The sequence below is a fragment of the Micromonospora sp. NPDC049204 genome, from assembly GCF_040647935.1.
Lineage (GTDB): Bacteria > Actinomycetota > Actinomycetes > Mycobacteriales > Micromonosporaceae > Micromonospora.
In genome coordinates this window covers 357087-383304 of record NZ_JBEZDC010000003.1, presented here as the reverse complement: position 1 = coordinate 383304, position 26218 = coordinate 357087, and the positions used below count along the sequence as shown (strand labels likewise).

Here is a 26218-nt window from a genome sequence, read left to right as displayed (position 1 = left end):
CTCCGGTGCGACCCGTACCGTGACCGACAGCTCAGCTACCGAAGGCAGTCGCGGCGTCGCCTGTTGTGCACGATCGCACTGTGGACGGCCGGGTGGGCGGTGGTTCGTCCGTGTCCGCAGATGGATCAAGATGTGGCGAGCCGTTGGCTGGCGTAGTTGCCAAGGGTCTCGCGGTCCATCACACAGCCGACGAATGTGGTGAACTCGCTCGGGTCGTCCCGCAGCGAGGTCCAGGCCGCTCGGGCCGCCGCCGGGTCGACCCGCTCCAGCAGCGTGGCCGCGTACGCCCGGCCGGCGGGTGTGCCGTCGGCCAGCACACGGTCGAGCTGCCGGCGGACCTCGTCGGGGTGGTCGTCGACGGCCGCGGAAACCCGCTCGTACGCCAACGTCACCGGCAGCACCTGACCAGCGAGCCCCACGCCACCAAAGGCGAGCGTGTCAGCCGCGACCAACTCGTCGACGGCCGCGTCAAGCTCCCGCTCCCACTTCTTCCCAATCCCAAACATGCCCCAACCCTTTCCCCGTCCACGCCACCGCCACCCAGTTGACCATGAGGTTATTGCCTCGACACGCCGGCGCGGCGGGCAACAACCTCATGATCAACGTCGATGGGCGGGGGTTAGGCCGGGGTTACCGAGAGGGTGTTGGGCTGGGTGTTCAGGTCTACCTTGACCGTTTGGCCGTCGCGGATCTGGCCGGACAGCAGGGCCTTTGCCAGTTGGTCGCCGATCGCCGTCTGGACCAGCCTGCGCAGCGGGCGGGCTCCGTAGATCGGGTCGTAGCCGTGCTCGGCGAGCCACTGACGGGCGGACTCGGTGATGTCCAGGCCGAGCCTGCGGTCGGCCAGCCGCCGCCGCATCCGGTCCAGCTGGATGTCGACGATGATCCGCAGGTCGTCCCCACGCAGCGAGGCGAAGACCACGATGTCGTCCAGCCGGTTGAGGAACTCCGGCTTGAAGTGCGACCGGACCACGGCCAGGACACCCTCCCGACGCTGCTCGTCGGCGAGCGTCAGGTCACCGATCACCGACGACCCGAGGTTGGACGTGAGGATCAGGATCGCGTTGCGGAAGTCCACCGTGCGGCCCTGACCGTCGGTGAGCCGGCCGTCGTCGAGCACCTGGAGCAGCACGTCGAAGACGTCCGGGTGGGCCTTCTCCACCTCGTCGAGCAGGATCACCGAGTACGGCCGACGACGCACCGCCTCGGTGAGCTGACCACCCTCGTTGTAGCCGACGTAGCCGGGCGGGGCACCCACCAGGCGGGCGACCGAGTGCTTCTCGCCGTACTCGCTCATGTCGATGCGGACCATCGCCCGCTCGTCGTCGAAGAGGAACTCGGCGAGCGCCTTGGCCAGCTCCGTCTTGCCGACGCCGGTGGGGCCGAGGAAGAGGAAGCTGCCGGTCGGGCGGTCCGGGTCGGCGATACCGGCCCGGGCACGGCGTACCGCGTCGGAGACCGCGCCGACGGCCTCGCCCTGGCCGACCACCCGGCCGCCCAGCGACTCCTCCATCCGCAGCAGCTTGGCCGTCTCGCCTTCGAGCAGACGGCCGGCGGGGATGCCGGTCCAGGAGGCGACCACCGCGGCGATGTCGTCCGCGCCGACCTCCTCCTTGAGCATCGCGCCGTCGGCCTGAAGCTGGGCCAGCTCCTCCTCGGCCTGCTTCAGCTCGACCTTGAGGGCGGGAATCCGGCCGTAGCGCAGCTCGGCGGCACGCTCCAACTCACCGTCGCGCTCGGCCCGCTCGGCCTCGCCGCCGAGACGTTCCAGCTCCTCCTTGGCGGTGGAGAGCTTGGTGATGTGGCTCTTCTCCGTCTGCCAGCGCTCGGAGAGCACGGTGAGCTGCTCGCGCTTGTCGGCCAGTTCCTTGCGCAACCGCTCCAACCGCTCGGCTGAGGCCGCGTCCGGCTCCTTGGCCAGCGCCATCTCCTCGATCTCCAGCCGGCGGACCGCCCGCTCGATCTCGTCCACCTCGACCGGCCGGGAGTCGATCTCCATCCGGAGCCGGGACGCGGACTCGTCGACCAGGTCGATCGCCTTGTCCGGCAGGAACCGGTCGGTGATGTAGCGGTCCGACAGGGTGGCGGCGGCGACGAGCGCGGCGTCGGTGATCCGTACGCCGTGGTGCACCTCGTAGCGCTCCTTGAGCCCGCGCAGGATGCCGATGGTGTCCTCGATCGTCGGCTCGCCGACAAGCACCGGCTGGAAACGGCGCTCCAGCGCCGGGTCCTTCTCGATGTGCTCGCGGTACTCGTCGAGCGTGGTCGCGCCCACCATCCGCAGCTCACCACGGGCCAGCATCGGCTTGAGCATGTTGCCGGCGTCCATCGAGCCCTCGCCCTTGCCGGCGCCGACGACCGTGTGCAGCTCGTCGAGGAAGGTGATGACCTGCCCGTTGGAGTTCTTGATCTCCTCCAGGACGGACTTCAGCCGCTCCTCGAACTGGCCGCGGTACTGCGCGCCGGCGACCATCGCGCCGAGGTCCAGGCTGATCAGCTTCTTGTCGCGCAGCGACTCGGGCACGTCGCCGGTGACGATCCGCTGGGCGAGGCCCTCGACGATCGCGGTCTTGCCGACGCCGGGCTCGCCGATCAGCACCGGGTTGTTCTTCGTCCGCCGGGAGAGCACCTGGATGACCCGGCGGATCTCGGCGTCCCGACCGATCACCGGGTCGATCTTGCCGTCCCGGGCGCTGGCGGTGAGGTCGACGCCGTACTTGGTCAGGGCCTGGTAGGTCTGCTCCGGGTCGGCGGTGGTGACCCGGCGGTCGCCACCGCGGACCGTCGGGAACGCCGCGACCAGGGCCTCCTCGGTGGCACCTGCGGTCTTCAGCGCGCCGGAGACCGCGCCACCCACCCGGGCCAGGCCGGCGAGCAGGTGCTCGGTGGACGTGTACTCGTCGCCCAACGGGCGGGCGATCTGCTCGGCGGCGCCGATGGCGTTGACGAACTCGCGAGCCAACGTGGGCTCGGCGATGCTCGAACCGCGGGCGGCCGGCAGGGCGTCGACCGCGCGCTGGGCGGCCCGGCGCAGCTCGGCGGGGTCGGCCCCGACGGCGCGCAACAGACCGGTGGCGGTCGAGCCATCGGTGTCCAGGAGTGACAGCAGCAGGTGCCATGGCTCCACGGTGGCGTGGCCACGCTGGTTGGCCAGCGCGACAGCGCCGGTGATGGTCTCGCGGCTCTTGGTGGTGAGTCTTTCGGTGTTCATGGGCTCCCCCGGATCGGCGTTGTCCACTGAGAAGGACACAACCAGAGTTGAGCGTATTCCACTCAACCTTAGCGCGTGACGCCCATCACCCCCGAGGACGCCACCGCCAGTCGAACTCCCCGGCCGCCGGGGCCGGGCCGGGCAGCGGGTCCGCGTCCGGCACCGACGACAGACCGGCCAGCAGCACCGCGAGCTGACGGCGGCGCAACTGCCCGGTCCGCTCCGGATCGGGTACGCGCACCGCCGCGCACGACTCCAACAGCAACCCCAGATCGTGTACGACCGCGTCGGGGCGCAGCCGCCCGCTGGCGCGGGCCCGTTCGAACAGGGCGGCGGCCAACTCGCCGGCGCGCATCGCGTCCCGACCCATCTCCTCGGTCGGCGTGAAGGTGCCGGCCAGGTGGACGGTGAGCGAGTGCACGTCGGCGTCGACCACCCGGGTCAGGAAGCCGGTGAACGCGGCCCAGCCGTCCGGCTCGGCAAGGGCGGCCTCGGCCTCGGCGACGTACCTGCGCAACCCGTCGTGGCAGAGCTGACGCAGCAGGTCCTCCTTGCCCGCGTACCGCCGGTAGAGCGCGCTGATGCCCACGCCCGCGCGGTCGGCGACGGCGGCGATCGGGGCCTTCGGGTCGTCGAGGAAGACGGCGCGCGCGGCTTCGAGGATGACCTCGTCGTTGCGGGCGGCCTGGGCGCGGCGACCGCCCAGCATCCTGCCGGAAGTCGTTGACATGCCCTCAGCCTAACAGTGGAACGGATCGTTCCGCTCTGCTACTGTGATTGCAGAACGAAACATTCCGTTCCGAAGGAGTTCCGGCATGAGCGACACCTCGATCCGCCCGTTCCGCGTCGAGATCCCGCAGTCCGACCTCGACGACCTGGCCGCCCGGCTCGGCCGCACGATCTGGCCCGCCGAACTGCCTGGCACGGGTGACGCCTACGGGATGAGCACCGACCGGGTGCGCACTCTCGTCGACCGGTGGCGGGGCGGGTTCGACTGGCGGGCCGTCGAGGACCGGTTGAACGCCCACCCCCAGTTCGTCACCGAGATCGACGGCGAGCAGATCCACTTCCTGCACGTCCGGTCGTCCCGCCCGGACGCCACAGCGCTGGTGCTCACCCACGGCTGGCCCGGCTCGATCCTGGAATACCTGGACGTCATCGCCCCGCTCACCGAGCCCAGCGACCCGGCCGCGCCGGCCTTCCACCTGGTCATCCCGTCGCTGCCCGGCTTCGGCTTCTCCGGACCCACCCGCAGCGCCGGCTGGAACCGCTTCCGCACCGCTCGCGCCTGGGCCGAGCTGATGAACCGCCTGGGGTACGACAGCTACGGCGCGGTCGGCAACGACGCCGGCTCGATGGTCGCGCCGGAGGTGGGCCGGATCGACCGCGAACACGTCCTCGGCGTCCACGTCACCCAACTCTTCTCGTTCCCCTCCGGCGACCCGGCCGAGTTCGCCGGCCTCTCCGAGGCGGATCAGGCCGCGCTCGGGCACCTCCAGTGGTTCTACGAGAACAAGTTCTCCTTCAACCAGGTGCACAGCCAGCAGCCGCAGACCCTGGCGTACGCGCTGGGCGACTCCCCGGTGGGGCTGCTCGCCTGGAACGCCCAACTGTTCGACGAGAGCCTGGACGCCGACTTCGTCCTGGCCAACGTGGCCCTCTACTGGTTCACCGGCACGGCCGCCTCGGCGATCCGGCTCTACTGGGAGGACGCGCACGCCGGCGAGCCGCCGACCGAGCCGACCACCGCACCGACCGCGCTCGCGATGTTCCCCGGCGACTTCCAGTCCATCCGCCGCTTCGCCGAGCGGGACCACGCGAACATCGTCAGGTGGACGGCGTACGAGACGGACGTCGAGGGCCGGGGCGACGTCGGCGGTCACTACGCCGCCCACCAGGCCACCGATGTCCTGGTCGCCGACCTCCGCGAGTTCTTCGCCAGCCTCCGCTGACCACGGCGTGCCCAACTGCCCGCGCCCGCGCTGCCGGCGCGGGCACCGGCACGCCTGGCCCCGGCGCCCGGCGGGGTTGATCCACTCGGCTTTCCGGAAGTCGCGGTATCCGGGCCACCAGAACACCGCGACATCATGAAAACCGAGTTGATCACGATCTTGTACGCCCCTAAGGGCCGATTCGCCGGGGCAACCGGGCGGAGCACGGGGTTTCGTGATCGGCGCGGAGCACGCAACGAGGGCCACCATCCAGCCGCCGGTCGCAGAAGACCCAGTGCCGTACCCCCTGATCCTCCTCGGCCGAGACGGTGATCCCGCCAAGGTCGATCCGGGCAAGGAAGGCCAGCGACCGACCGGCGGTCCGCCCCAGCATCTTGGCCCGGGCCAGGTCGGGCGCGGATATTGGCAGGTGAATGACGAACCGCTCGCTCATCGCCGCTGCACCAGGTCGGGCATGGCTGGTGATCCTCTCTCACTGCGGGTCGCTGGCACGGCCGTCCACCCGGGGGAGCGCCCGGCCGTGCCAGCACTATGCGGACGACCCAGGCCGAGAGGCCGGTTGCCTACCAGGCTTTCCGCATCCCGAGTGCCCGCCCGGTCAACATACAATGCAAAGCATTGTAGGACAAGTAGTGACCATGCTTAGCACGCGAAGTGTTGGTCGCCCGGCCAACCGCATGGGAGGATCTTGGGGCCTACCAGGAGTTGCCCATGCCCCGAGTTTCGGACCGCCAACGCATCGCGCAGGACATCCGCGACAAGATCGCTTCCGGCGAGTACGCGCCCGGCGACAAGCTGCCGTCGTTGCGCGAGATGATCGCGCACTATGGCGTTTCCGCCGAGCCGGTCCGCTCGGCCCTGTTGATTCTGCAAGCCGAGGGCCTGATCGAAGGCCACCAAGGCAAGGGCACGTACGTGGCCGAGAAGTAGATCTTGGCGCGAAAGTGCCCCTGGAGGGGCCGGATTCCTCCAAGATCTCTGGGGGTCGTCAGGACCTGTCGAGGATGATCTCCGTCCAGCGGCGCTCGGCGACCTGGCCGACGCCGAGCAGGATGTCACCGTCCCCGCCGGCGGCCACGATCGTGCCGTCGGTGAGCACCGACAGGCTTCGGTCGGGGCCGATCGGCCAGGGCAGCTCGGTGTAGCGACCGTCGCCGACCGTGGCCGTACCCGTACCCGCCGAGCTGGTCACCGCGAGCAGCCCGCCGCCGATCGGCACGACGGATTGGATATGCGGCGGATGCCCCTCGGCCCGGATCGGATCCCACCCTCGGCCCAGTCGCCAGAGCGCCGGAAAGGACCTGCGGTCCGGCCGCTCCCCGACCAGCCATGCCGTCCCGTCCCGATCGACCACGGTCCGCAGGACGCCGACCGGCCCGTCGGGTGCCGGCACCGGGGTCTGCTGCCAGCTCCGCCCCCGGTCGAACGAGACCGCCGCGTACGGCTTCCCGTCCTTCTCCCCGGCCGCGACCACCAGCGGGCCGTCGCCCGCGTCGACCGTGTTCATTGCGGGTAGGCGCGGCTGTGTGGCGAGCGGGCGCAGCCGCTGACCGTCCCACTCGCCGACCTGACCACTGCCCTCGATCAACTGGAATCGACCCTGGGCGCCGAGCCACTGCGGCGGTGGCCCGTCCAGCGTGTGCGTGAACGAGGTACCGCCGTCGGTCGAGGTCCACCAGCCGTGCGGCTCACTCCACAGCGTCAGCACCCCCGGGGCGGCGTAGAGCTGGTGGTTCTCCGCCGCCGGATGGGGATGCCGCAACTCCCGCCAGGACCGTCCGCCGTCATCGGTGGCGAAGATCCACGCCGGGCAGTCGTCGCCGGGCGGCGGCTCGCCGCAGTTGGCGAAGAGGGCGTAGCCGTGCTCGGCGTCGACGAACTCGACGTACGGCGGGTCGTACCGTTGCGGGACGGCGACCCGGACGCGGCGGACCTCTGCGACGGCGGCCGATGGGGACGGCGTGGCGACGGCCGCCCGGGACGATGGTTCGGTCGGCGGATTTCGGCGGATGTCGCCGATCGAACACCCAGCCAGCAGGGGTACGAGCAGCAGCCCCACTGCCCGACCCGACCTCCGTCCGATCATCGGCGTCTCCGAAGCGGTAGCCTTGCCCGGGTGCGAGTACGTGTGGAACAGATTGCCCTACCCGGCATCGGAGTGCGTCACGATCTGGTGACCGAATCCGGCCGTCGGCTCGGCGTGGTCTCCCATCGCAACGGTCGTCGTGACCTTGTGCTCTACGACCCTGACGATCCCGACTCCTGCCAGGCGGACATCCCGCTGACCGACGACGAGGCTGAGGCGCTGGCCGACATCCTCGGCGCGTCGCTGATGCTCGGTCAGCTGTCCGGGCTGCGTGAGCAGGCCGCCGGTCTGCTCACCGAGCAGATCGCCATCACGGCCGGCTCGCCGTACGTCAACCGCAAGCTCGGCGACACCAAGGCGCGTACCCGCACCAGCGCCTCCATCGTGGCGGTCCTGCGCGAAGGCGAAGTGATCGTTTCGCCACTCCCCTCCTTCCGCTTCGCGGCCGGCGACGTGGTGGTCGTTGTCGGGACCCGTAGAGGTCTCGACGGCGTCTCCGCCATCCTCGCCGACAGTGACCCGGACGGCTGAGGCGGATGCACGATTTCACCACGCTGCTCATCGAAGTCGGTGCGCTGCTGCTGCTGCTCGGGCTCCTCAGCCGGCTCAGCCGGCGTTTCGGTCTCTCTCCCATCCCCCTCTACCTGCTCGCCGGGCTCGCGTTCGGGCACGGCGGGCTGCTGCCGTTGGACGCCAGCGAGGAGTTCTTCGCCGTCGGCGCCGAGATCGGCGTGATCCTGCTGCTGGTGATGCTCGGCCTGGAGTACTCGGCCAACGAGTTGGTCGGCAACCTGCGCTCGGCGGCACCGGCAGGGCTGATCGACGGCGTGCTCAACGCGCTACCCGGCGCGGGGTTCGCCCTGCTGCTCGGCTGGGACTGGGTCGCCGCCCTGGTGCTCGGCGGCATCACCTGGGTCTCCTCCTCCGGCGTGATCGCGAAGGTCCTCGCCGACCTGGGCCGGCTCGGTAACCGGGAAACCCCGGTGATCCTCTCGGTGCTGGTCATCGAGGACCTGGCGATGGCCCTCTACCTGCCGCTCGTCACCGCCGTACTGGCCGGCACCGGCCTGCTCGGTGGCGGGATCGCGCTCACCGTCGCGGTGGGCACGGTGCTGATCGTCCTGGTGGTCGCCATCCGGTACGGCCACCTGATCTCGTCCGCCCTGTCGGCGAAGGACCCGGAGGCGCTGCTGCTCGGCGTACTCGGTCTGACCCTGCTGATCGCCGGCCTCGCCGCGTCGCTCCAGGTGTCGGCGGCGGTCGGCGCGTTCCTGGTCGGCATCGCCCTCTCCGGCCCGGTGGCGCACCACGCCACCGAATTGCTCTCGCCCCTGCGGGACCTGTTCGCCGCGGTGTTCTTCGTCTTCTTCGGCCTGACCACCGACCCGCAGGACATTCCGCCGGTGCTGCTGCCGGCACTCGCCCTGGCCGTGGTCACCATGGCGACGAAGACGCTCACCGGCTACCTCGCCGCCCGCCGGGTCGGCATCGCGGAACCCGGTCGATGGCGGGCCGGCCTGGCACTCGTCCCTCGCGGCGAGTTCTCCATCGTCATCGCCGGCCTCGCGGTGGCCGCCGGGAGCGTCGAGCCACGGTTGGCGGCGCTGGCCGCGACGTACGTCCTGATCACGGTGGTGACCGGGCCGATCCTCGCCCGACTGCCGGACTTCCCGTGGTTCAAGCGGTGGCTGCGTACCCGCGCGGCGGCCCAGCGGCGGGAGTCGACCCCGGTCGTCGACTCACTGCACTGAGCTCCACCTGAACGCCGCGGCCGCGTGGGTCGCGCCTTCGCGGAGGTAGAAGCGATGGGCCTCGGTTCGTGCGAGGCCGGACTCCAGGAAGACGTAGTCAGCACCCTGTTCGTGCGCCCAGGCCCGGGCCGCTGCCAGGAGGCGGGAGCCGACACCCCGGGAACGCCACCCGGGGTGCACGGCGAGATCCTCGATCGAAGCCCGACGGCCGAAGCGCACCGAAAGGATGTCCACGTAGACGCTGGCCACGCCGACGAGCTGGCCCTCCTCCGATCGCGCTTCGAGGAGCGCGACGTCGTCGTGGGCGAGTACCTGCGCGGTGCGCTCGACGGCGCGGTCGCGGTCCCAATCAGCGGGACGGCGACCGGGAGGGGCGAAAAGCCACTCCAGCCCCGTGACGAACTCGGCCTCGGCACCCCGCTGTAACCGTCGAACGTGGATTGTCATGCAAGCATCATCGGCAGCGCTGTCGATGCCGTGAACCCGACCATGCCAACGGTTGCGGAATTGCTCCTCGCGGGTACTACCGCAGCAGGCCACGGCGGGTTACCGTTTCGCCCCAGCAGCCACGGTCCCCAGGCAGCGTTGCCACACGCGGCCGAGAGCGGAAGGTTGGCCGGTGAGCGTGCAGGAGTCGACGTTCCACGGCTTCGCCAACCCCGTCGATCCGAGTCCGGCGGAGTTGCGAGCTTGGGCGTACAAGCCCGATTCGGTGCCGTTGGCTTCGATGCCACCCGACTGGGACCTGCTGGTCTCCGGTGACCGGCTGGTGCTGACACTCTTCGAGTTGGCGATGGACCAGACCTGCCCGGCCCGGCGTTTCGCCCTGCACTGCCTCTACATCTATGCGGCCGACGGCATTCGGACGAACTTCCGCGCCCACCCCAAGCGCCGCTTCCGCAAGCTCGTCGAGCAGGCCGAGCGGGACGGCGACGAGCTGATGAAGATCTGGGCGCACAACGGGCGGGTGCTGCTGGCCCGCCCGGACCTCTTCGTCTACCGGGAGTGGTGCGAGGGCGGCCTGGTCCGCGAGAACCGCCGCCTCGGCTGAGCTGCGTCTTCTAAAACGGCGAACGGGCCGGGACCCCCACCCTGGCATCACCGCCTCCCGGCCCGCACTCTGACGGCGAACGGGCCGGGACCCCCCGTGGGTCCCGGCCCGTACGTCGGTCACCGGTCAGTCCTGCTTGCGATCAGTTTCGGCTCGGCTCCGGTCGCCGCCGTGGTCGCCCTGTTCGGCGAACCGGCCCTCGACGATCCGGTCCCGGTAGGTCCCCTCGGTCACCTTGTCGAACTTCTTGCGGACGGTCTCGGCCAGGTCTTCCAACCGATCTTCCGTCTGCTGGGCGACCTTCTTCGCCGGTTCCGCCATCGCTCCCCCTCGCCATGCCGGTAGGTCCGTATTAAGCCGATTGGACCCGTATCAACAGGCTAACCGAAGCGGCCCGGACCGCGCCGGGGAATCCGGTGCGGTCCGGGCCGAGAAGACAGCTCCGGATGTGCGGCAGGTCAACGATCGGGAGTACGACGGGGTCGCCACACCACAAGCGCGGTGGACGTGCGATTGGTCGGCACGAGATCCCGTCCCGGAAAGCGGGCGAGTGATTCCAGCTCGGCCACCCGTCGGTACGCGGCGTCCAGCTCCGCCTCCAGTCGGGCCACCCGCTGCTGCGCCTGCTCCAACAGCCGCTCCAGCCCGATGATCCGCTTGACGCCGGCCAAGTTGATCCCGTCGTCCTGACTGAGCCGCTGCACCTCGCGCAGCAGCACCACGTCACGGACGCTGTACCGACGTCCGCCACCAGCGGCCCGGCCGGGCTGCACCAGCCCCAGCCGGTCGTACTGGCGCAGGGTCTGCGGGTGCATCCCCGCCATTCGAGCCGCAACCGAGATCATCAGCACCTTGGCCTCGTAGGCAGGGTCACCCGAACCGAGGAACTCGCCCGACATCCCGCTCACCTCCGCGTCCCTTCCACCGGACTAACTGACCCGACGCACCCGAGCCTCGAGATGTTCCCGGGCCGCTGGCGGGCTCTGCTCGGCGAACGCCTCCAGTGCGGTGCGCGCCTCGTCGGACAACCGGGCCGGCACCACCACGTCCAGCGTGACCAGCAGGTCGCCGGCCTGCCCGTCGCGGCGGACCACACCCTTGCCCCGGGCGCGCAGCACCCGCCCGCTGGGCGTCCCGGGCGGGACCCGCAGGGTCACCGCGCCGTCGAGCGTGGGCACCCGCAGGTCCGTGCCGAGCACGGCCTCCGCGAAAGTGATCGGCACGCTCAGCGTCAGGTCGTCACCGGTACGCCCGAACAGCTCGTCCGGCCGGACCTTGACGTGCACGAACAGGTCACCGGCCGGGCCGCCGCGCTCGCCCGGCTCACCGCGCCCGGTCAGCCGGATGCGCTGACCGTCGGCCACGCCGGCCGGGAAGCGCACGTTCATGGTGCGCGTCTTGGTGACCCCACCGCTGCCGTGGCACTCGGGGCACTTCTCCTCGACCACCGTGCCGACACCCTGACAGTTGCGGCACGGTTCGGAGAAACTGAACGACCCCTGGTTGCGGGTGGTCACGCCGGCACCGTGGCAGACCGGGCAGGTCCGTGGCTGGGTGCCGGGCTTGGCCCCGTTGCCGTTGCAGGTCTCGCAGACGCCCGGCGCCCGCAGTGTCAGGGGCAGCGTCACCCCGCGCACCGCGTCGCCGAAGTCCAGTGCCACCTCGGTCTCCACGTCCCGGCCACGGCCCGGACCGCGGGGCGCCGCCTGCCCACCGCCCTGGCCGCCACTGAAGATCGAGCTGAACAGGTCCTGGAAGCCGGCGCCGCCGAAGCGACGATCGCCGGCCCCGCCGCCGCCGAACATGTCGGAGACGTCGAAGGGCATGCCGCCCGGCTGACCCGCGCCGCGGGCGTTGCGCCGGAACGCGCCCGAGCCGAACAGCGAGCGCATCTCGTCGTACTCGCGGCGACGGCCGGAGTCCGAGAGCACGTTGTACGCCTCGGACGCGGCCTTGAAGCGCTCCTCCGCCTTGGCGTCGCCCGGGTTGTGGTCCGGGTGCGACTCCCGGGCCACCTTGCGGTACGCCTTCTTGATGTCATCCGCGGAGGAGGCCTTGTCCACGCCGAGCACGGCGTAGAAGTCCTTCTCGATCCAGTCCTTGGAACTCACCGGTCCACCCCCTCTCGACCGTCGCGGCCCGGCCGTCCCGCCCACCGCGGTGCGGTGGGCGGGACGGCCCGGTCACTGCTTCGCACTATTCCGGGTCCGCGACCGCGACCAGCGCGGGGCGCAGCAGCCGCTCACCGAGCTGGTAGCCGCGCCGCATGACCTGCACGCAGGTCGGCTCGGTGACCTCGGCCGAGGTCTGGTGCGCGACCGCCTCGTGGCGCGTCGGGTCGAACGGGTCGCCCTGTTCGCCGAAGGCGTTCAGGCCGAACTTGCCCAGCGCGGTGGTGAGCTGTTCCGCCACCGTGCCGAACGGCCCGACCAGGTCGCCGTGTTCCCGAGCCCGGTCCAGGTCGTCGAGGATCGGCAGCAGCGCGGCAAGCACCGAACCGGTCGCCTGCTCCTGCACCAGGTTGCGGTCGCGGTCGACCCGCTTGCGGTAGTTGGCGTACTCCGCCGACACCCGCTGCACGTCCCGGGTCCGCTCGTCCAACTCGGCCCGGAGCGCCTCCAGCTCGGCGCCGAGCGACGTGCCCGTGCCGGCGCCGTCAACCGGCTGCGCCGGGGCGTCCACCACCGGCGGACCGGACGGCTCCGGACCATCGGTGGAGTTGACCTCGACCTCGATCTCGTCGACCACGACCTCGGCGTCCTCGACCAGACCCTCGGCCGGCACACCGGTCTCCGCGTCGGCGGCGGTGCCCTCCGGCTCCGCCGTGTCGACGAGCTTGCGCTTGTTGCGGATGACGACCCGCTCCCCGTCGCCGGTGGTCGGCTCCGTGGGCGCGGAGCCACCCGGCGTCGACCCGGTGTCGCCCGGGTCGGCGGCTCGTGGCTTCTGCGTCATGCGGCTACCTCATCCCCTTCGCCGTGAACAGGTGTCGGAGGCTGACGGTCACTTCTTGCCGTCCTCGTCCACGATTTCCGCGTCGACCACGTCGTCGGCACCGCCGGACTGCGGGCCGGGCTGTGCGCCGGTCGCACCCGGGCCGGCCTCGCCACCCGGCTGCTGACCCTGCTCGGCCTGCTGCGAGTAGAGCAGCGAACCGGCCTCCTGGGAGACCTTCGCCAGCTTCTCGTGGGCGGACTTGATCTTCTCGATGTCCTGACCGCCGAGGGCGCCGCGCAGCTCGCCGAGGGCCTCGTTGAGCTGCTCCCGGTTCTCACCGGGCAGCTTGTCGCCGCTCTCGGCGAGGAACTTCTCGGTCTGCCACTGGAGCGCCTCGGCCACGTTGCGAGCCTCGGCGTCGTCGCGGCGACGCTTGTCCTCCTCCGCGTGCTCCTCGGCGTCCCGGCGCATCCGCTCGATGTCGTCCTTCGGCAGCGAGGAGCCACCGGTGATCGTCATCTTCTGTTCCTTGCCGGTGCCCAGGTCCTTGGCGTGCACGTTGACGATGCCGTTGGCGTCGATGTCGAAGGCGACCTCGATCTGCGGCACGCCGCGCGGCGCCGGCGGGAGGCCGGTCAGCTCGAAGGTGCCGAGCTTCTTGTTGTAGGCCGCGATCTCCCGCTCACCCTGAAAGACCTGGATCAGCACCGACGGCTGGTTGTCGTCCGCGGTGGTGAAGACCTCGGAGCGCTTGGTGGGGATGGTGGTGTTGCGCTCGATCAGCTTGGTGAAGATGCCACCCTTGGTCTCGATGCCCAGGCTCAGCGGGGTCACGTCGAGCAGCAGGACGTCCTTGACCTCACCCTTGAGCACACCGGCCTGGAGGGCGGCGCCGACGGCGACGACCTCGTCCGGGTTGACGCCCTTGTTGGGGTCGCGACCGGTGAGCTGCTTGACCAGGTCGGTCACGGCGGGCATCCGGGTCGAACCGCCGACCAGGATGACGTGCTCGACGTCGGAGATCTTGATCCCCGCGTCCTTCACGGCCTGCTCGAACGGACCCTTGCAGCGGTCCAGCAGGTCCTGCGTCATCCGCTGGAACTCGGCGCGGCTGAGCGTCACGTCGAGGTGCAGCGGGCCGGCCGCGCCGGCGGTGATGTACGGCAGGTTGATGTTGGTGGTGGTGGCGGCGGACAGCTCGATCTTGGCCTTCTCGGCAGCCTCACGGAGGCGCTGGAGGGCCATCTTGTCCTGACCGAGGTCGATGCCGTGCTCACCACGGAACGTCTTGACCAGGTGGTCGATGATCCGCTGGTCCCAGTCGTCGCCGCCGAGGTGGTTGTCACCGCTCGTCGACTTGACCTCGATGACGCCCTCGGCCAACTCCAGCAGCGACACGTCGAAGGTGCCGCCGCCGAGGTCGAAGACCAGGACGGTCTGCTCCTTGGAGCCCTTGTCCAGCCCGTACGCCAGGGCGGCCGCGGTCGGCTCGTTGACGATCCGCAGCACGTTGAAGCCGGCGATCTCGCCAGCCTCCTTGGTGGCCTGGCGCTGGCTGTCGTTGAAGTAGGCCGGAACGGTGATCACCGCGTCGGTGATCTGCTCGCCCAGGTACGCCTCGGCGTCCCGCTTGAGCTTCATCAGCGTCCGGGCCGAGATCTCCTGGGGGGTGTACTTCTTGCCGTCGATGTCGACGGACCAGTTCGTGCCGACCTCGCGCTTGACCGAGCGGATCGTCCGGTCCGGGTTGGTCACTGCCTGGCGCTTGGCGACCTCACCGACGAGCACCTCACCGTTGCGGGCGAACGCGACGATCGACGGGGTCGTCCGCGAGCCCTCAGCGTTGGCGATGACGGTGGGCTCACCGCCCTCGAGAACGCTGACGCAGGAGTTCGTCGTGCCGAGGTCGATACCGACCGCACGTGCCATCTTCGCTTCCTCGCTTCATAAGGTTGTGCAGGTGACGGGCGTCGCCCGTGGGCTGCTGGCGAGCACCGCCCGCAGCGGGCCCCACCACAAGTTGAGTGAACTTGACTCAATAGTGCCACGCGTTGGCGAATCGTCAAGTCGGGTTGAGTCAACCCGACGCAACCCACCCGTTACTACCGTCCGGTTGTTTTCCCGTGCACCGGTCGGGCACGCTTTAGCGGTGACGACGCACGGCGATTCCGCCACCCGTTCCGGCGCGCCCGCCGTCGCAGCCCGCACCGGTCCGTCGGACGCCGCGGAGGAGCCGCCCGCCACCACCGGGGGCGACGGCCTCCCCGGTGCCCTGTCGGGCCTCCGGGAGGCGATCGGTGCGACCCGGTACCCCCTCGCACTGCCCTCCGCCGGCCCCGCCCGGCACACCGCCACCGCCCTCGCCGACCAGCTCGACGACTACCTGCTGCCCCGGCTCGCCCGGCTGGACGCCCCGCTTCTCGTGGTGGTCGGCGGTTCCACCGGCGCCGGCAAGTCGACACTTGTCAACAGCCTGGTCAAGGCCCGGGTCAGCGCCGCCGGCGTGCTCCGGCCGACCACCCGTTCCCCGGTGCTGGTCTGCAACCCGTCCGACGCGGCATGGTTCCGGCAGGGTGACCTGCTGCCGGGCCTGACCCGCACCACCGAGCCGAGCGACGACCCCCGCGCCCTGCACCTCGTCACCGCCCCCGCCCTCCCCGCCGGGCTGGCTTTCCTCGACGCGCCCGACATCGACTCGGTGGTCGACGCCAACCGGGCGCTCGCCACCCAACTGCTGGCGGCCGCCGATCTCTGGCTCTTCGTCACCACCGCCGCCCGGTACGCCGACGCGGTGCCCTGGGAGCTGCTGCGCAGCGCACGGGCGCGCGGCGCGGTGATCGCCATGGTGTTGGACCGGGTGCCCGCCGAGGCCACCGAGGAGATCGCCGCGCACCTGACCGAGATGCTCGCCGAACAGGATCTCGGCCGGGCGCCGCTGTTCGTGTTGCCGGAGACCTGGGTCGACGGGCAGGGGCTGCTGCCCGAGGGCGCGACCGCGGCACTCGCCGACTGGTTCGCCCGGCTGGCCGGCGACGCGGACGCTCGGGCAGCGGTGGTCCGCCAGACGCTGGACGGTGCGCTGGCCGCGCTGCACCCCACCGTCGAGGAGTTGGCCGACGCCGCCGACGAGCAGGTCACCGCCGCCGACGGACTGGACGACCGGGTCCGTTCCGCGTACCGGGGTGCCGAGCGCACCGTCGAGCAGGGGCTTCAGGACGGCCGACTGCTCCGGGGCGAGGTGCTCGCCCGCTGGCAGGAGTTCGTCGGCACCGGAGAGTTCTTCCGCACGCTGGAGGCACGGATCGGCCGCCTCCGGGACCGGGTCGTCGCCGCCGTCACCGGTCGACCGGCACCCGCCGTCGAGCTGCGCAACGCCATCGAGTCGCAACTGGTCACGCTGCTGCGCGGGGTGGCCTCGGAGGCCGCCGAGTCGGCGTACACGGGTTGGAAGGCGCATCCGGCGGGCAGCGGGCTGCTCGAACCGGCGCTCGCCCACCCGAGCGACGACCTGCCCGAGCGCGCCGAACGGATGGTCCGGGACTGGCAGCGCGGGGTGTTGGAGCTGGTCCGGGTCGAGGGCGGCGACAAGCGGTTCGTGGCCCGCACCGCCGCGTACGCGGTCAACGCCACCGGCCTGGCCGTGATGATCGCCGTCTTCGCCTCCACCGCGTTCATCCCGACCGGGCTGGAGCTGGCCACCGGGGCCGGCACCACGGTCGCCGCGCAGGCCGTACTCCAGGCGATCTTCGGCGACCAGGCGGTGCGTACCCTGGCCGCCAAGGCCCGCACCGACCTGCTGGCCCGGGTGCGGACGCTGCTCGACGCGGAGGCCGACCGGTTCCTCAGCCGCACCGCCGACGCCCGCCCCGCCGCGGACGCCGGCGACGGGCTGCGCCGGGCCGCCGGCCGGGTCGAGCTGGCCCGGCACCGCAGTGGCCTGTCCGCTGGCGGCGACACCCCGCCGGCCCGCGACGAGGAGGGCTTCCGGTGACCAACCTCACCGGCCGGGTACGCGAGGCGTTCCGCGGTGACCAGCGGGTGGACGCCGACGCGCTGATCGCCCGACTGGACGCGGTCCGGCGCTTCCTGACCGCGGTGGACGGCCTGCTGCCCGACGCCGAACTGGTGCCCGCGCACACCCTGGTCGAGCGGGCCGGCACCCGGCTGGCGCTGTCCCGGGACCACACAGTGGTCGCGCTGGCCGGTGCCACCGGCAGCGGCAAGTCGAGCCTCTTCAACGCGTTGGCCCAGTTGGAGCTCTCGCCGGTGGGGGTCCGCCGGCCGACCACCGGCGTCACCCACGCCTGCGTGTGGGGGCCGTTGGCGGGCGCCAACCAGTTGCTCGACTGGATCGGCGTGCTGCCCCGACACCGCTTCGTCCGGGAGAGCGCCCTGGACGCGGACGACGAGACGGCGCTGCACGGGCTGGTCCTGCTCGACCTGCCCGACTTCGACTCGGTGCAGCGTTCCCACCGCCTGGAGGTGGACCGGCTCCTCGGCCTGGTCGACCAGGTGGTCTGGGTGGTCGACCCGCAGAAGTACGCCGATCGGGTCATCCACGACAGCTACCTGCGCGAGTTCCACCGGCACCGCGACGTCACGGTGGTCGTGCTCAACCAGGCCGACCGGCTGTCCCCGGCCGAGGTGCCCCGGGTCCTGGACGACCTGCGTCGACTGCTCGACTCGGACGGGCTGACCGGGGTGCCGCTGCTGTCCACCACCGCCATCGACCCGGCCGGCATGGTGGGGCTGCGCGGCGCGTTGGAGCGGACCGTCGCCGAGCGGCAGGCCGCGCTGCGCCGACTCGCGGGTGACGTCGACACGGTCGTGGCCGGCCTGGACGAGTTGGTCGGCTCGGCCCGCCCCACGGGTGGACCGGGCAACTCGACTGTCGACGGGCTGAACCGGGCGTTGGCCGGAGCGGCCGGCGTACCCGCGGTCACCACCGCCGTGGAGCAGGCGTACCGGCATCGGGCCGGCGCGGCCACCGGCTGGCCCGTGGTCCGGGGTTGGCGGCGGCTGCGACCCGACCCGCTTCGTCGACTGCACCTGCCCGGCCCGACCGGCGGCCGGGACGACCCGGCGGAGAGCCTGGTCGCGGCCACGTCGGTGCCGGAACCATCGGCCGCCCAGCGCTCGGCGCTGAGCCTCGCGATCCGCGCGGTGGCCGACCGGGCCGCCGCCGACCTGCCCGCCGCCTGGCCCGGAGCGGTGACCTCGGCCGCCCGGTCGCGCCTCGGCGACCTGCCCGACGCGCTGGACCGCACGATCGCCGGCACCGACCTCGGCCTGGATCGTCGACCGCTGTGGTGGCGGGCCGTCGGCGGTGTCCAGTGGCTGGTCACCCTCGCCGCGGTGGTCGGGCTCGGCTGGCTGGCGCTCGGGTACGCGCTGCGGGCACTGGGCCTGCCGGCGCTGGACAACCCGATGGTCGGTCAGGTGCCGCTGCCCACCCTGCTGCTGCTCGGCGGCCTGCTGGCCGGGCTGCTGGTGGCGGGGTTGACCCGCCCGGTGGTGCGCTGGGCCGCGCGGCGTGCCCGAGCCCGAGCCGAGCAGCGGCTGACGGCGAAGGTCGCCCTGGTCGGCGAGGAGTACGTGCTGGCACCGGTGCGGACCGTGCTCGACTCGTACGCGCAGGCGCGCGACGCGTTGCGGGACGCCGCCGGCCGCTGACGCCTCGCACGGCTCGCTACCGCTCTCCATCGGCCCCGGGCGGCGTAGGGTCGGAGCATGGCCACGCCTGAGACCCCCTACGACGCGGTGCTGCACGCCGCACGCGACGTGACCAAGCTGGAGTCCGCCCTCGACGCCGAGATGCTCGGCAGCGCGCTGCTGGGCAGTGTCTACGCCATCGCGGAGACCGACCGCGACACCGCCGTACGGGAGTTCGTCACCGGGTTCCTCGCCGCCACCGCCCGTCGCCGGGTCGCGGCGGCGACCACCATCCGGCAGGTCTTCGCCGCGCTCGTCCCGGACGCCGGGGGCACCGATCGGGTCCGTCCGGGCAGCCAGGCGCCCGCCTGGTCCGGGCAGCTCGGCCGGGTGCACCTCACCGGCACCTGGGCGTACGGCGACGTGTACGGCGACCAGACCTCCTACCTCGCCACCTTCGCCTACGACGACGCGTCGGGCGGCACCGAGCACGCGTTGGTGGCCCTGGTGGACCACAACATCGGGATCACCAAGGACATCTTCGTCGGCGGCCCGGCGGAACGGATCCTGGACCAGGTCCGACAGATGTGCGCCGACGACGAGTTGACCTGGTTCCGTACCGAGAATCCGGCCCGGCTCCGGGGCGAGGTGGCCCGCCATCTCGCGGTGACCGACGACCTCAGTGAGCTGCCCGGCGAGGGTTCCCTCGCGACCGACCGGGCGCTCGTCGGTGCCCGGCTGGCGCTGCTGCCCACCGCGGCCGAGCCGACCGGCCCGGCGGCGGTCGAGCCGCTCTCCGCCGCTGAGCGCACCGACCTGGTCCGGCAGTTCCTCGCCGCGCCGGAGGCCGCCCGCTTCGGGTTGGACGCCGTCGACGGCGCGGAGTTGGCCTCACTGCACTTCTGCCTGAGCCTGGTGCTGGACCACTCGGCGAGCTTCCCGGACGGCGACCCGATGCGCTGGAGCCCGGCGGTGTCGGGGCTGTTCCTGCTCGACTGGGTGCACCGCCGTGCGGTCCTGGACATGGACGACGCGGCGATGCTGCCCCGGGTGCTGCGCGCCTGGGCGCGGTACGCGTCCCGCCAGCGCGGGTTGCCGGAGGCGGCCGCGACGCGCACCGACGAGGCGATCGAGGAGATGGTGCCGGAGTTCGCCCGCCTCTACTCGACGGGTGAGCGGCGCAGCCCGGCGACCGCGGCGGTGGCGCAGCTGATGGCCGACGGGGTGGACCCGGACGATCCGGCCGCTCTGGACGCCTGGATCGAGGCGAACCGGCACCGCCTCGCCGACGACGGCGCCTGACGGTCCACCCGGGGCGGGCGACACCCCGTCCGCCCCGGCTCTCGTCCGCCCCGGCGGCGCGCCTCGGTCGGGAGCAGATCGCGGTCAGCGCAGCGCGCCGAAGACCACCGCGGCGATCAGCGCGCCGAGCACGCCACCGGCGAGCACCTGCGACACCGTGTGGTCCCGGAGCCGCACCCTGGACCAGCCGACCACCACCAGCAGCGGCGCGGCGACGACCAGCCGTGTCCCGAAGGTCAGCATCAGGATGACGAGTGTGCCGGCGGCCACCGCCGAGTGGATCGAGATCTTCCACCAGTGGCTCACCGACACGGTGACCACGAGACCGACGAGCCCGGCCACGGCCAGCGCCAGCACCGGGCGGGGTGCGCCGAGCACGACGAGCAGGGCGAGCCCCGCCGTCACCGAGGCGAGGCCGACCAGCAGCGGCGCGCGGCGCTGCTCCCGGCGGCCGACGTGGTGGTCGGTGAGGCGGCCACGGCGTACCCCGCCGACGACGTAGGCGAACGGAATGCCGATGACGAAGAGCGTGGCGAGCAGACCCCAGACCAGGCCCTGACCCGGGCGCCGCGCGCTGTGCCAGCTCACGGTGACGATCAACAACGACACGAGCACGGCCGGCGCACTCACCTCGGTGACCAACCGGGCGACCCGCAGCCCCGGGCCGGGCCGGGCGATGACCGGGCGGAGTCTCGCACCGCCGCCCACGCCACCCCCTCCGGTACGCGCCTGACGCCGGCACACCGCCGGCACCGGATGGGTCACGCCTGAGGGTCACCGTACCGTCGGGGCGGGAACCGTGGGGTGCGTTGGTCAGGCCACCGGGGAACCACCGACCGGGGGCTTCTGCGGAACGACCGGTGGCGTCGGGACCGCTGGGCCGGGCCGGCTGGTCGGTGACGCGGGAGCGGCGGGTGACCCGGGGGTGGTGACCGGCGCCGACGGTGCCCTGGTCGGCGCGGCGGTCGCGGTGGGGACGTCGGTCGGGCTCGGGTCCAGCGTGGGCGTCGGGTCCAGCGTCGGGCTCGGGTCCGGCGTCGGCGACGGGTCCAGCGTAGGGGTGGGGGCGGGATCCGTCGGGTCCGGTTCGGTGGGGTCCGGGTCGACGGGGTCGGTCGGGTCGGGATCCGGGACGTCGGTCGGGTCGGGATCCGGGACGTCGGTCGGCGTACCGGTCGTCGGCGCTGGCGGGCCGGCCGGGGGCATGGCGGGCCAGGTGCCGCGGGGGGGCTTCGGCGCCAGCGGCGGGTAGGTCGCCGGCCGTCCGGGTCCCGGGCCGGTCACGGTCTCCGATCCGGGCCTCTCCGAGGTACGCCGGGGAGCGGCGGGCAGCCAGCCGCTGGTCGGGCCGACGCTGGGTGTGCCGGGTGGCGGCAACGCCGGCTGGCTGGTCATCGGCATCGGGATCACCACCGGCCCCATCGACGGGGTCGGGATGAACGGGGTGCTGCTGTCGGGCAGCGCGGTGCTGCCGGGGGTGGCCGAGCCCGCGCTGATCGCGGCGAGAATCGGCATCGACGCGGTGCCGGCCAGCAGTGCGACGGTCAGTAGGTAACCCCGGGAGGGCCCGCCCGCGCCGGGGGCGCGGTGGACGCCGACCACCCGGCGGTAGCCGCCGGCGGACCGATGCCGGCCGAGTGCTGGCGGGCCGGGACCGTCACCTGGCTCGTACACCGCGCACCCCTTGTCGTCGGCCGTCAGTGGACATGGATGGACGCCGCGTCATCGCTTGGCCGCCACCGCCGCCAGGCTCGCCGCCGTCAGCTACAAAACAGGCATATAACCCGATAAAGATGATCCGGCGGGAATCAGCCTGGCCCAGTCACCCTCCGTCAGCCAACCTCCACCGCGTGTCGACACGCCGGGCTGACCGAACCGTGACGAATCGTCGCCGGAACGTCTCGGAACGGCAGGTCGGCAGGAGGGCGACAAACAGCGGCAAAGGGTGGGCGGTCGGAATACGGGGCGGGCGTACTGTGGGCGCGCTCACCTGCTCTGCGAATATGGAGCACGACGGCAACGCAGCCGTGACCTCCGCGCACCCACGCGGCAGGCGCGGCCCGGGGCCGGCGCTCCCGATCCGGGTTCGGCCAGAACCCGGCTCACGCCGTGCGGCAACCCCCACCGGGGCTAGGCGCGGCCGCCAGGAACCGGTCCGGCAAGAGCCGGACAGGCGCACGAGTTGCGTGGCCGGGTGACCCCCCGGTGCCGACGCAGACACGACAGGGAGAGACCGATGGCAAAGGGCGACCCCGGGGGCACCACCCGCGGCAGGCGGGCGGCACCCCGCTCCAAGAAGGGCACGGCCGGCGACCCCGAGCTGGTGCAGCTGCTCACCCCCGACGGCGAGCGGATCGACAGCGCCACCGGGCCGGACGGCACCGAGTACCGCGTCGACTTCACCGACGAGGAATACCGCGGGCTCTACCGCGACCTGGTGCTCGTCCGCAAGCTGGACGCCGAGGCGACCGCTCTCCAGCGCCAGGGCGAGCTGGGTCTCTGGGCCAGCCTGCTCGGCCAGGAGGCCGCGCAGGTCGGCTCCGGGCGCGCGCTGCGGGCGCAGGACATGGCCTTTCCGACCTACCGGGAGCACGGCGTCCTCTACTGCCGGGGCATCGACCCGATCATGCCGCTCGGCCTGTTCCGCGGTGTCGACCAGGGCGGCTGGGACCCGAACGAGTTCAAGTTCAACATGTACACGATCGTCATCGGCGCGCAGACCCTGCACGCGACCGGGTACGCCATGGGCATCACCATGGACGGCAAGGTCGGCACCGACGACGGCGAGGCGGCGATCGCCTACTTCGGCGACGGGGCCACCAGCCAGGGCGACGTGAACGAGGCGTTCGTCTGGGCCAGCGTGTTCAACGCCCCGCTGGTGTTCTTCTGCCAGAACAACCAGTACGCGATCTCCGAGCCGCTGGAGCGGCAGACCCGCGTCCCGCTCTACCAGCGGGCCGCCGGCTTCGGCTTCCCCGGCGTACGGGTGGACGGCAACGACGTGCTGGCCTCGTACGCGGTCACCCGCACGGCGCTGGACAACGCCCGGCACGGGCAGGGCCCGAGCCTGATCGAGGCGTACACCTACCGGATGGGCGCGCACACCACCTCCGACGACCCGACCCGCTACCGCATCGCCAGTGAGGTCGAGGCGTGGCAGGCCAAGGACCCGATCGCCCGGGTCAAGGCCTTCCTGGAGAAGCAGCAGATCGCCGACGCGGCCTTCTTCGCCGAGGTCGACGAGCAGGCCCGCCGCGAGTCGGTGCACCTACGTGAGCGGGTGCTCGACATGCCCGACCCCGAGCCGGTGACGATGTTCGACCACGTCTACCCGAACGGCTCTCCGCTGCTCGACGAGCAACGTGCGCAGTTCAGCCGCTACATGGAGTCGTTCGAGGGGAGCGCCCACTGATGGCCACGGAGACGCTCACCATCGGCAAGGCCCTCAACACCGGTCTGCGCCGCGCCCTGGAGAACGACCCCAAGGTCATCATCATGGGCGAGGACGTCGGCAAGCTCGGCGGCGTCTTCCGGATCACCGACGGGCTCCAGAAGGACTTCGGCGACCAGCGGGTGATCGACACCCCGCTGGCCGAGTCCGGCATCATCGGCACGGCGGTCGGTCTCGCCATCCGCGGCTACCGGCCGATCTGCGAGATCCAGTTCGACGGCTTCGTCTACCCCGCGTACGACCAGATCGTGTCGCAGGTGGCGAAGATGCACTACCGCTCCGGCGGCCGACTCAGCATCCCGATGGTGATCCGGATCCCGTACGGCGGTGGCATCGGCGCCGTCGAGCACCACTCCGAGTCGCCCGAGGCGTACTTCGCGCACACGGCCGGTCTGAAGGTGGTGACCTGCTCCAACCCGCAGGACGCGTACGTGATGATCCAGCAGGCCATCGCCTCGGATGACCCGATCGTCTTCCTGGAGCCCAAGCGGCGCTACTGGGAGAAGGGGCCTGTCGACCTGGACGCGCCGTTGTCCGAGGCGTACCCGCTGCACTCGGCCCGCGTGGTGCGGCCCGGCACCGACGTGACCGTGCTGGCCTACGGGCCGATGGTGCGGACGTGCCTGGAGGCGGCGACCGCCGCCGCGGAGGACGGCCGGGAGTTGGAGGTCATCGACCTGCGTTCGCTCTCCCCGCTGGACCTGGCGGCGGCGTACGAGTCGGTGAAGCGCACCGGCCGCGCGGTCGTGGTGCACGAGGCGCCGTCGAACATCGGCCTCGGCGCCGAGTTGGCCGCCCGGATCACCGAGGAGTGCTTCTACTCACTGGAGTCGCCCGTGCTGCGGGTGACCGGCTTCGACACCCCCTACCCGGCCTCCCGGGTGGAAGAGGAATACCTGCCCGACCTCGACCGGGTGCTCGACGCCGTCGACCGCACCTTCGGCTGGTGATCGACATGTCCCGGATCAAGACGTTCAACCTGCCCGACCTGGGCGAGGGGCTGACCGAGGGCGAGATCCTGGCCTGGCTGGTCAAGGTCGGCGACACGATCGAGCTGAACCAGCCGATCGTCGAGGTCGAGACGGCCAAGGCGGCCGTGGAGATCCCGGCGAAGTGGGCCGGCCAGGTGCAGGCGATCCACCACCCGGAGGGCACCACGGTCGAGGTCGGTACGCCGATCATCGCGATCGACACCGACCCGGGTGCCGGCCCGCTGGACGCGCCGTCGACCACGGCCACGCCCAGCGCGGACCTGCCCACCCCGTCGGCGGCTTCGCTGGCGGCGGTGGAGGTGGCACCGGCCGAGGGCATGATCGAGCCGGGCCTGATCGGCGGTGCCGCCCCGGGCGGGCGGACGGCGGTGCTGGTGGGCTACGGCCCGCGTACGACCGCCGCGAAGCGCCGCCCGCGCAAGGGCGGTGTCCCGGCGCAGGCCACGGCGGCACCCGCCGCCCCCGCTGGGGTCGATCATGGAGTTGTGGTGGGTGACAAACCAGCCGCGACCTCTACGATTCCGGCACCACAAGTCCATGATCGACGCGGCGAGGCAAGTGGCAGGGCGGCCGGCGGCGTGCTGGCGAAGCCGCCGGTGCGGAAGCTTGCCAAGGATCTTGGGGTCGACCTCGGCACGGTGACCGGGTCGGGGCCGCTCGGCTCGATCACCCGGGAGGACGTGCAGCGGGCGGTGAGCGGCGCCGTCGTGGTGGCGGAACCGCTCGCGGCGACGACGGCTCCCAGCTTCGGCGCGGACCGGGAGCAGCGCATCCCGGTCAAGGGGGTCCGCAAGTTGACCGCCGAGAACATGTCCCGCTCGGCGTTCACCGCCCCGCACGTGACGGAGTTCCTGACCGTCGACGTGACCCGGGCGATGAAGGCACTGGACCGGCTCCGGGGTCGGCGGGAGTGGCGCGACGTGCGCGTCTCGCCGCTGCTGCTGGTGGCGAAGGCGGTGCTGTTGGCGGTACGCCGGCACCCGATGGTCAACTCGACCTGGGCCGGCGACGAGATCGTGGTGAAGGAGTACGTCAACCTCGGCATCGCGGCGGCCACCGAGCGCGGTCTGATCGTGCCGAACGTCAAGGACGCCGGCCGGCTCTCGTTGCGGGAGTTGGCGGACGCGCTGACCGACCTGGTGCAGACGGCGAAGTCCGGGCGTACCTCGCCGGCGGCCATGTCCGGCGGCACCCTGACCATCACCAACGTCGGCGTGTTCGGGGTGGACACCGGCACGCCGATCCTGCCGCCGGGTGAGTCCGCGATCCTGGCCTTCGGCGCGGTGCGGGAGATGCCCTGGGTGCACAAGGGCAAGGTCAAGGTGCGTCAGGTCACCACGCTGGGGCTGAGCTTCGACCACCGGATCATCGACGGTGAGCTGGGTTCGAAGTTCCTCCGCGACGTCGGCGACTTCCTCGCGGATCCGGAGGCGGCGCTGCTCGCCTGGACCTGATCGTTCGAGACGCCAGCCACGGCCGGTGTGCCACGGGTTAACGCCCGGCACACCGGCCGTGTCCGTTGGGCGACGTAACCGTTGGTCGGACGGCTTGTTGACCTTCGATTGTTAGGCAGGTGTCTCAGCTCACCTAATAATCGATGGAAGTTTCCCGGCTTCTGCTGTTGAATAGACACATCAGGGGCTGACAACCGAATAGCTAGGGGGACCCACCAATGAGCATGATCGAGCGAATCCGCAACCACCGCGACGCCACCCGCCGCGCCCGTGCCATCGAGCACGCGCTGCGCTCGGCGAACACGCCGGCAGTTCGCGAGGAACTCCTCGTCATCGCCCAGCGTCACATGAGCTGACGCTCCACGACATTCCGCACCTC

At 71.6% G+C, this 26218-nt stretch carries 25 protein-coding genes; 12 read left to right on the top strand and 13 right to left on the bottom strand.

The features are described 5' to 3' along the window. Window positions 1-125 precede the first annotated feature (125 nt). The 3 genes from AB0A90_RS07860 to AB0A90_RS07850 form a co-directional block, all read right to left on the bottom strand. Entirely contained in the window at window positions 126-506 is a 381-nt protein-coding gene (locus AB0A90_RS07860) for a hypothetical protein (RefSeq protein ID WP_357243413.1), read from the bottom strand. Window positions 507-619: 113 nt separating this feature from the next. Then, on the bottom strand, window positions 620-3211 hold the full coding sequence (clpB, locus tag AB0A90_RS07855; protein WP_357243410.1) for an ATP-dependent chaperone ClpB: 2592 nt from the start codon (window positions 3209-3211) through the stop codon (window positions 620-622). An 85-nt stretch (window positions 3212-3296) separates the two neighbouring features. Continuing rightward, a complete protein-coding gene (locus AB0A90_RS07850) occupies window positions 3297-3941 on the bottom strand; it encodes a helix-turn-helix domain-containing protein (protein WP_357243407.1) in 645 nt (214 codons plus the stop codon). Between the two features lie 85 nt (window positions 3942-4026). Between AB0A90_RS07850 and AB0A90_RS07845 the strand changes: the two genes are divergently transcribed. Beyond that, window positions 4027-5163 (top strand): epoxide hydrolase, encoded by a 1137-nt coding sequence (locus AB0A90_RS07845; RefSeq protein ID WP_357243404.1) that lies wholly within the window; start codon window positions 4027-4029, stop codon window positions 5161-5163. 169 nt (window positions 5164-5332) lie between these two features. Here AB0A90_RS07845 and AB0A90_RS07840 read toward each other — a convergent pair whose 3' ends face one another. Then, window positions 5333-5596, bottom strand: coding sequence for a hypothetical protein (locus AB0A90_RS07840; RefSeq protein WP_357243401.1), 264 nt, complete (start codon window positions 5594-5596; stop codon window positions 5333-5335). A gap of 278 nt (window positions 5597-5874) precedes the next feature. Here AB0A90_RS07840 and AB0A90_RS07835 point away from each other — a divergent pair, with 278 nt between their 5' ends. Beyond that, window positions 5875-6093 (top strand): winged helix-turn-helix domain-containing protein, encoded by a 219-nt coding sequence (locus tag AB0A90_RS07835; protein WP_357243398.1) that lies wholly within the window; start codon window positions 5875-5877, stop codon window positions 6091-6093. A gap of 58 nt (window positions 6094-6151) precedes the next feature. Here AB0A90_RS07835 and AB0A90_RS07830 read toward each other — a convergent pair whose 3' ends face one another. Continuing rightward, window positions 6152-7249, bottom strand: a complete 1098-nt coding sequence (locus tag AB0A90_RS07830; RefSeq protein ID WP_357243395.1) for a hypothetical protein — start codon at window positions 7247-7249, stop codon at window positions 6152-6154. A 30-nt stretch (window positions 7250-7279) separates the two neighbouring features. Between AB0A90_RS07830 and AB0A90_RS07825 the strand changes: the two genes are divergently transcribed. Further along, window positions 7280-7780 carry a TrkA C-terminal domain-containing protein gene (locus AB0A90_RS07825; RefSeq protein WP_357243392.1) on the top strand — a complete coding sequence of 167 codons (501 nt, stop codon included), beginning with the start codon at window positions 7280-7282 and terminating at the stop codon, window positions 7778-7780. Window positions 7781-7785: 5 nt separating this feature from the next. Next, complete coding sequence (locus AB0A90_RS07820; RefSeq protein WP_357243389.1) at window positions 7786-9000, top strand: cation:proton antiporter; 1215 nt, start codon at window positions 7786-7788, stop codon at window positions 8998-9000. On the opposite strand, the gene AB0A90_RS07815 is transcribed toward AB0A90_RS07820, so the two are convergent. Beyond that, window positions 8989-9447, bottom strand: coding sequence for a GNAT family N-acetyltransferase (locus AB0A90_RS07815; protein WP_357243386.1), 459 nt, complete (start codon window positions 9445-9447; stop codon window positions 8989-8991). The two genes, AB0A90_RS07820 and AB0A90_RS07815, sit on opposite strands and share 12 nt — an antisense overlap. Before the next feature lie 172 nt (window positions 9448-9619). Between AB0A90_RS07815 and AB0A90_RS07810 the strand changes: the two genes are divergently transcribed. Further along, complete coding sequence (locus AB0A90_RS07810) at window positions 9620-10051, top strand: hypothetical protein (RefSeq protein WP_357243383.1); 432 nt, start codon at window positions 9620-9622, stop codon at window positions 10049-10051. Between the two features lie 126 nt (window positions 10052-10177). On the opposite strand, the gene AB0A90_RS07805 is transcribed toward AB0A90_RS07810, so the two are convergent. The 5 genes from AB0A90_RS07805 to dnaK all read right to left on the bottom strand — a co-directional run bounded on the left by AB0A90_RS07805 (window position 10178) and on the right by dnaK (window position 14917). After that, window positions 10178-10372 (bottom strand): hypothetical protein, encoded by a 195-nt coding sequence (locus tag AB0A90_RS07805; protein ID WP_357243380.1) that lies wholly within the window; start codon window positions 10370-10372, stop codon window positions 10178-10180. Window positions 10373-10509: 137 nt separating this feature from the next. Continuing rightward, window positions 10510-10950: a helix-turn-helix transcriptional regulator gene (locus AB0A90_RS07800; RefSeq protein ID WP_030332087.1), complete on the bottom strand. Its 441-nt coding sequence runs from the start codon at window positions 10948-10950 to the stop codon at window positions 10510-10512. A 30-nt stretch (window positions 10951-10980) separates the two neighbouring features. Next, the gene (dnaJ, locus tag AB0A90_RS07795) at window positions 10981-12162 is read right to left on the bottom strand and encodes a molecular chaperone DnaJ (protein ID WP_357243377.1); all 1182 of its coding nucleotides are present in this window, start codon (window positions 12160-12162) and stop codon (window positions 10981-10983) included. 85 nt (window positions 12163-12247) lie between these two features. After that, on the bottom strand, window positions 12248-13006 hold the full coding sequence (gene grpE, locus AB0A90_RS07790) for a nucleotide exchange factor GrpE (protein ID WP_357243374.1): 759 nt from the start codon (window positions 13004-13006) through the stop codon (window positions 12248-12250). Window positions 13007-13054: 48 nt separating this feature from the next. Further along, complete coding sequence (gene dnaK, locus AB0A90_RS07785; RefSeq protein ID WP_357243371.1) at window positions 13055-14917, bottom strand: molecular chaperone DnaK; 1863 nt, start codon at window positions 14915-14917, stop codon at window positions 13055-13057. A 220-nt stretch (window positions 14918-15137) separates the two neighbouring features. On the opposite strand from dnaK, the gene AB0A90_RS07780 reads away from it, so the two are divergent. From AB0A90_RS07780 to AB0A90_RS07770, 3 genes are read left to right on the top strand one after another with little or no spacing between them, the layout of a single operon-like run. After that, the gene (locus AB0A90_RS07780; RefSeq protein WP_357243369.1) at window positions 15138-16979 is read left to right on the top strand and encodes a GTPase domain-containing protein; all 1842 of its coding nucleotides are present in this window, start codon (window positions 15138-15140) and stop codon (window positions 16977-16979) included. After that, complete coding sequence (locus AB0A90_RS07775) at window positions 16976-18661, top strand: GTPase (RefSeq protein WP_357243366.1); 1686 nt, start codon at window positions 16976-16978, stop codon at window positions 18659-18661. The genes AB0A90_RS07780 and AB0A90_RS07775 overlap by 4 nt, the downstream gene beginning before the upstream one ends. A gap of 57 nt (window positions 18662-18718) precedes the next feature. Continuing rightward, window positions 18719-19942, top strand: coding sequence for a hypothetical protein (locus tag AB0A90_RS07770; protein WP_357243363.1), 1224 nt, complete (start codon window positions 18719-18721; stop codon window positions 19940-19942). Between the two features lie 84 nt (window positions 19943-20026). On the opposite strand, the gene AB0A90_RS07765 is transcribed toward AB0A90_RS07770, so the two are convergent. Both AB0A90_RS07765 and AB0A90_RS07760 read right to left on the bottom strand, forming a co-directional pair. Then, window positions 20027-20707 carry a phosphatase PAP2 family protein gene (locus AB0A90_RS07765; RefSeq protein WP_357243360.1) on the bottom strand — a complete coding sequence of 227 codons (681 nt, stop codon included), beginning with the start codon at window positions 20705-20707 and terminating at the stop codon, window positions 20027-20029. Between the two features lie 48 nt (window positions 20708-20755). After that, entirely contained in the window at window positions 20756-21616 is an 861-nt protein-coding gene (locus AB0A90_RS07760) for a hypothetical protein (protein ID WP_357243357.1), read from the bottom strand. 562 nt (window positions 21617-22178) lie between these two features. On the opposite strand from AB0A90_RS07760, the gene pdhA reads away from it, so the two are divergent. From pdhA to AB0A90_RS07740, 4 genes are all read left to right on the top strand, one after another. Beyond that, entirely contained in the window at window positions 22179-23354 is a 1176-nt protein-coding gene (gene pdhA / locus AB0A90_RS07755) for a pyruvate dehydrogenase (acetyl-transferring) E1 component subunit alpha (protein ID WP_357243354.1), read from the top strand. Next, complete coding sequence (locus AB0A90_RS07750) at window positions 23354-24343, top strand: alpha-ketoacid dehydrogenase subunit beta (protein ID WP_357243351.1); 990 nt, start codon at window positions 23354-23356, stop codon at window positions 24341-24343. The genes pdhA and AB0A90_RS07750 overlap by 1 nt, the downstream gene beginning before the upstream one ends. Further along, on the top strand, window positions 24340-25839 hold the full coding sequence (locus AB0A90_RS07745; protein WP_357243348.1) for a dihydrolipoamide acetyltransferase family protein: 1500 nt from the start codon (window positions 24340-24342) through the stop codon (window positions 25837-25839). Before AB0A90_RS07750 ends, AB0A90_RS07745 begins: the two co-directional genes overlap by 4 nt. 218 nt (window positions 25840-26057) lie before the next feature. Next, window positions 26058-26195 carry a hypothetical protein gene (locus AB0A90_RS07740; protein WP_357243345.1) on the top strand — a complete coding sequence of 46 codons (138 nt, stop codon included), beginning with the start codon at window positions 26058-26060 and terminating at the stop codon, window positions 26193-26195. Window positions 26196-26218: the final 23 nt, after the last annotated feature.

What these genes read in the sequence shown, in the direction of transcription:
- grpE (WP_357243374.1), bottom strand. Translation starts at nt 13,006, where the DNA reads ATGACGCAGAAGCCACGAGCCGCCGACCCGGGCGACACCGGGTCGACG.
- AB0A90_RS07830 (WP_357243395.1), bottom strand. Translation starts at nt 7,249, where the DNA reads ATGATCGGACGGAGGTCGGGTCGGGCAGTGGGGCTGCTGCTCGTACCC.
- AB0A90_RS07835 (WP_357243398.1), top strand. Translation starts at nt 5,875, where the DNA reads ATGCCCCGAGTTTCGGACCGCCAACGCATCGCGCAGGACATCCGCGAC.
- pdhA (WP_357243354.1), top strand. Translation starts at nt 22,179, where the DNA reads ATGGCAAAGGGCGACCCCGGGGGCACCACCCGCGGCAGGCGGGCGGCA.
- AB0A90_RS07860 (WP_357243413.1), bottom strand. Translation starts at nt 506, where the DNA reads ATGTTTGGGATTGGGAAGAAGTGGGAGCGGGAGCTTGACGCGGCCGTC.
- AB0A90_RS07815 (WP_357243386.1), bottom strand. Translation starts at nt 9,447, where the DNA reads ATGACAATCCACGTTCGACGGTTACAGCGGGGTGCCGAGGCCGAGTTC.
- AB0A90_RS07750 (WP_357243351.1), top strand. Translation starts at nt 23,354, where the DNA reads ATGGCCACGGAGACGCTCACCATCGGCAAGGCCCTCAACACCGGTCTG.
- AB0A90_RS07845 (WP_357243404.1), top strand. Translation starts at nt 4,027, where the DNA reads ATGAGCGACACCTCGATCCGCCCGTTCCGCGTCGAGATCCCGCAGTCC.
- AB0A90_RS07820 (WP_357243389.1), top strand. Translation starts at nt 7,786, where the DNA reads ATGCACGATTTCACCACGCTGCTCATCGAAGTCGGTGCGCTGCTGCTG.
- dnaK (WP_357243371.1), bottom strand. Translation starts at nt 14,917, where the DNA reads ATGGCACGTGCGGTCGGTATCGACCTCGGCACGACGAACTCCTGCGTC.
- AB0A90_RS07850 (WP_357243407.1), bottom strand. Translation starts at nt 3,941, where the DNA reads ATGTCAACGACTTCCGGCAGGATGCTGGGCGGTCGCCGCGCCCAGGCC.
- clpB (WP_357243410.1), bottom strand. Translation starts at nt 3,211, where the DNA reads ATGAACACCGAAAGACTCACCACCAAGAGCCGCGAGACCATCACCGGC.
- AB0A90_RS07805 (WP_357243380.1), bottom strand. Translation starts at nt 10,372, where the DNA reads ATGGCGGAACCGGCGAAGAAGGTCGCCCAGCAGACGGAAGATCGGTTG.
- AB0A90_RS07770 (WP_357243363.1), top strand. Translation starts at nt 18,719, where the DNA reads ATGGCCACGCCTGAGACCCCCTACGACGCGGTGCTGCACGCCGCACGC.
- AB0A90_RS07740 (WP_357243345.1), top strand. Translation starts at nt 26,058, where the DNA reads ATGAGCATGATCGAGCGAATCCGCAACCACCGCGACGCCACCCGCCGC.
- AB0A90_RS07840 (WP_357243401.1), bottom strand. Translation starts at nt 5,596, where the DNA reads ATGAGCGAGCGGTTCGTCATTCACCTGCCAATATCCGCGCCCGACCTG.
- AB0A90_RS07800 (WP_030332087.1), bottom strand. Translation starts at nt 10,950, where the DNA reads ATGTCGGGCGAGTTCCTCGGTTCGGGTGACCCTGCCTACGAGGCCAAG.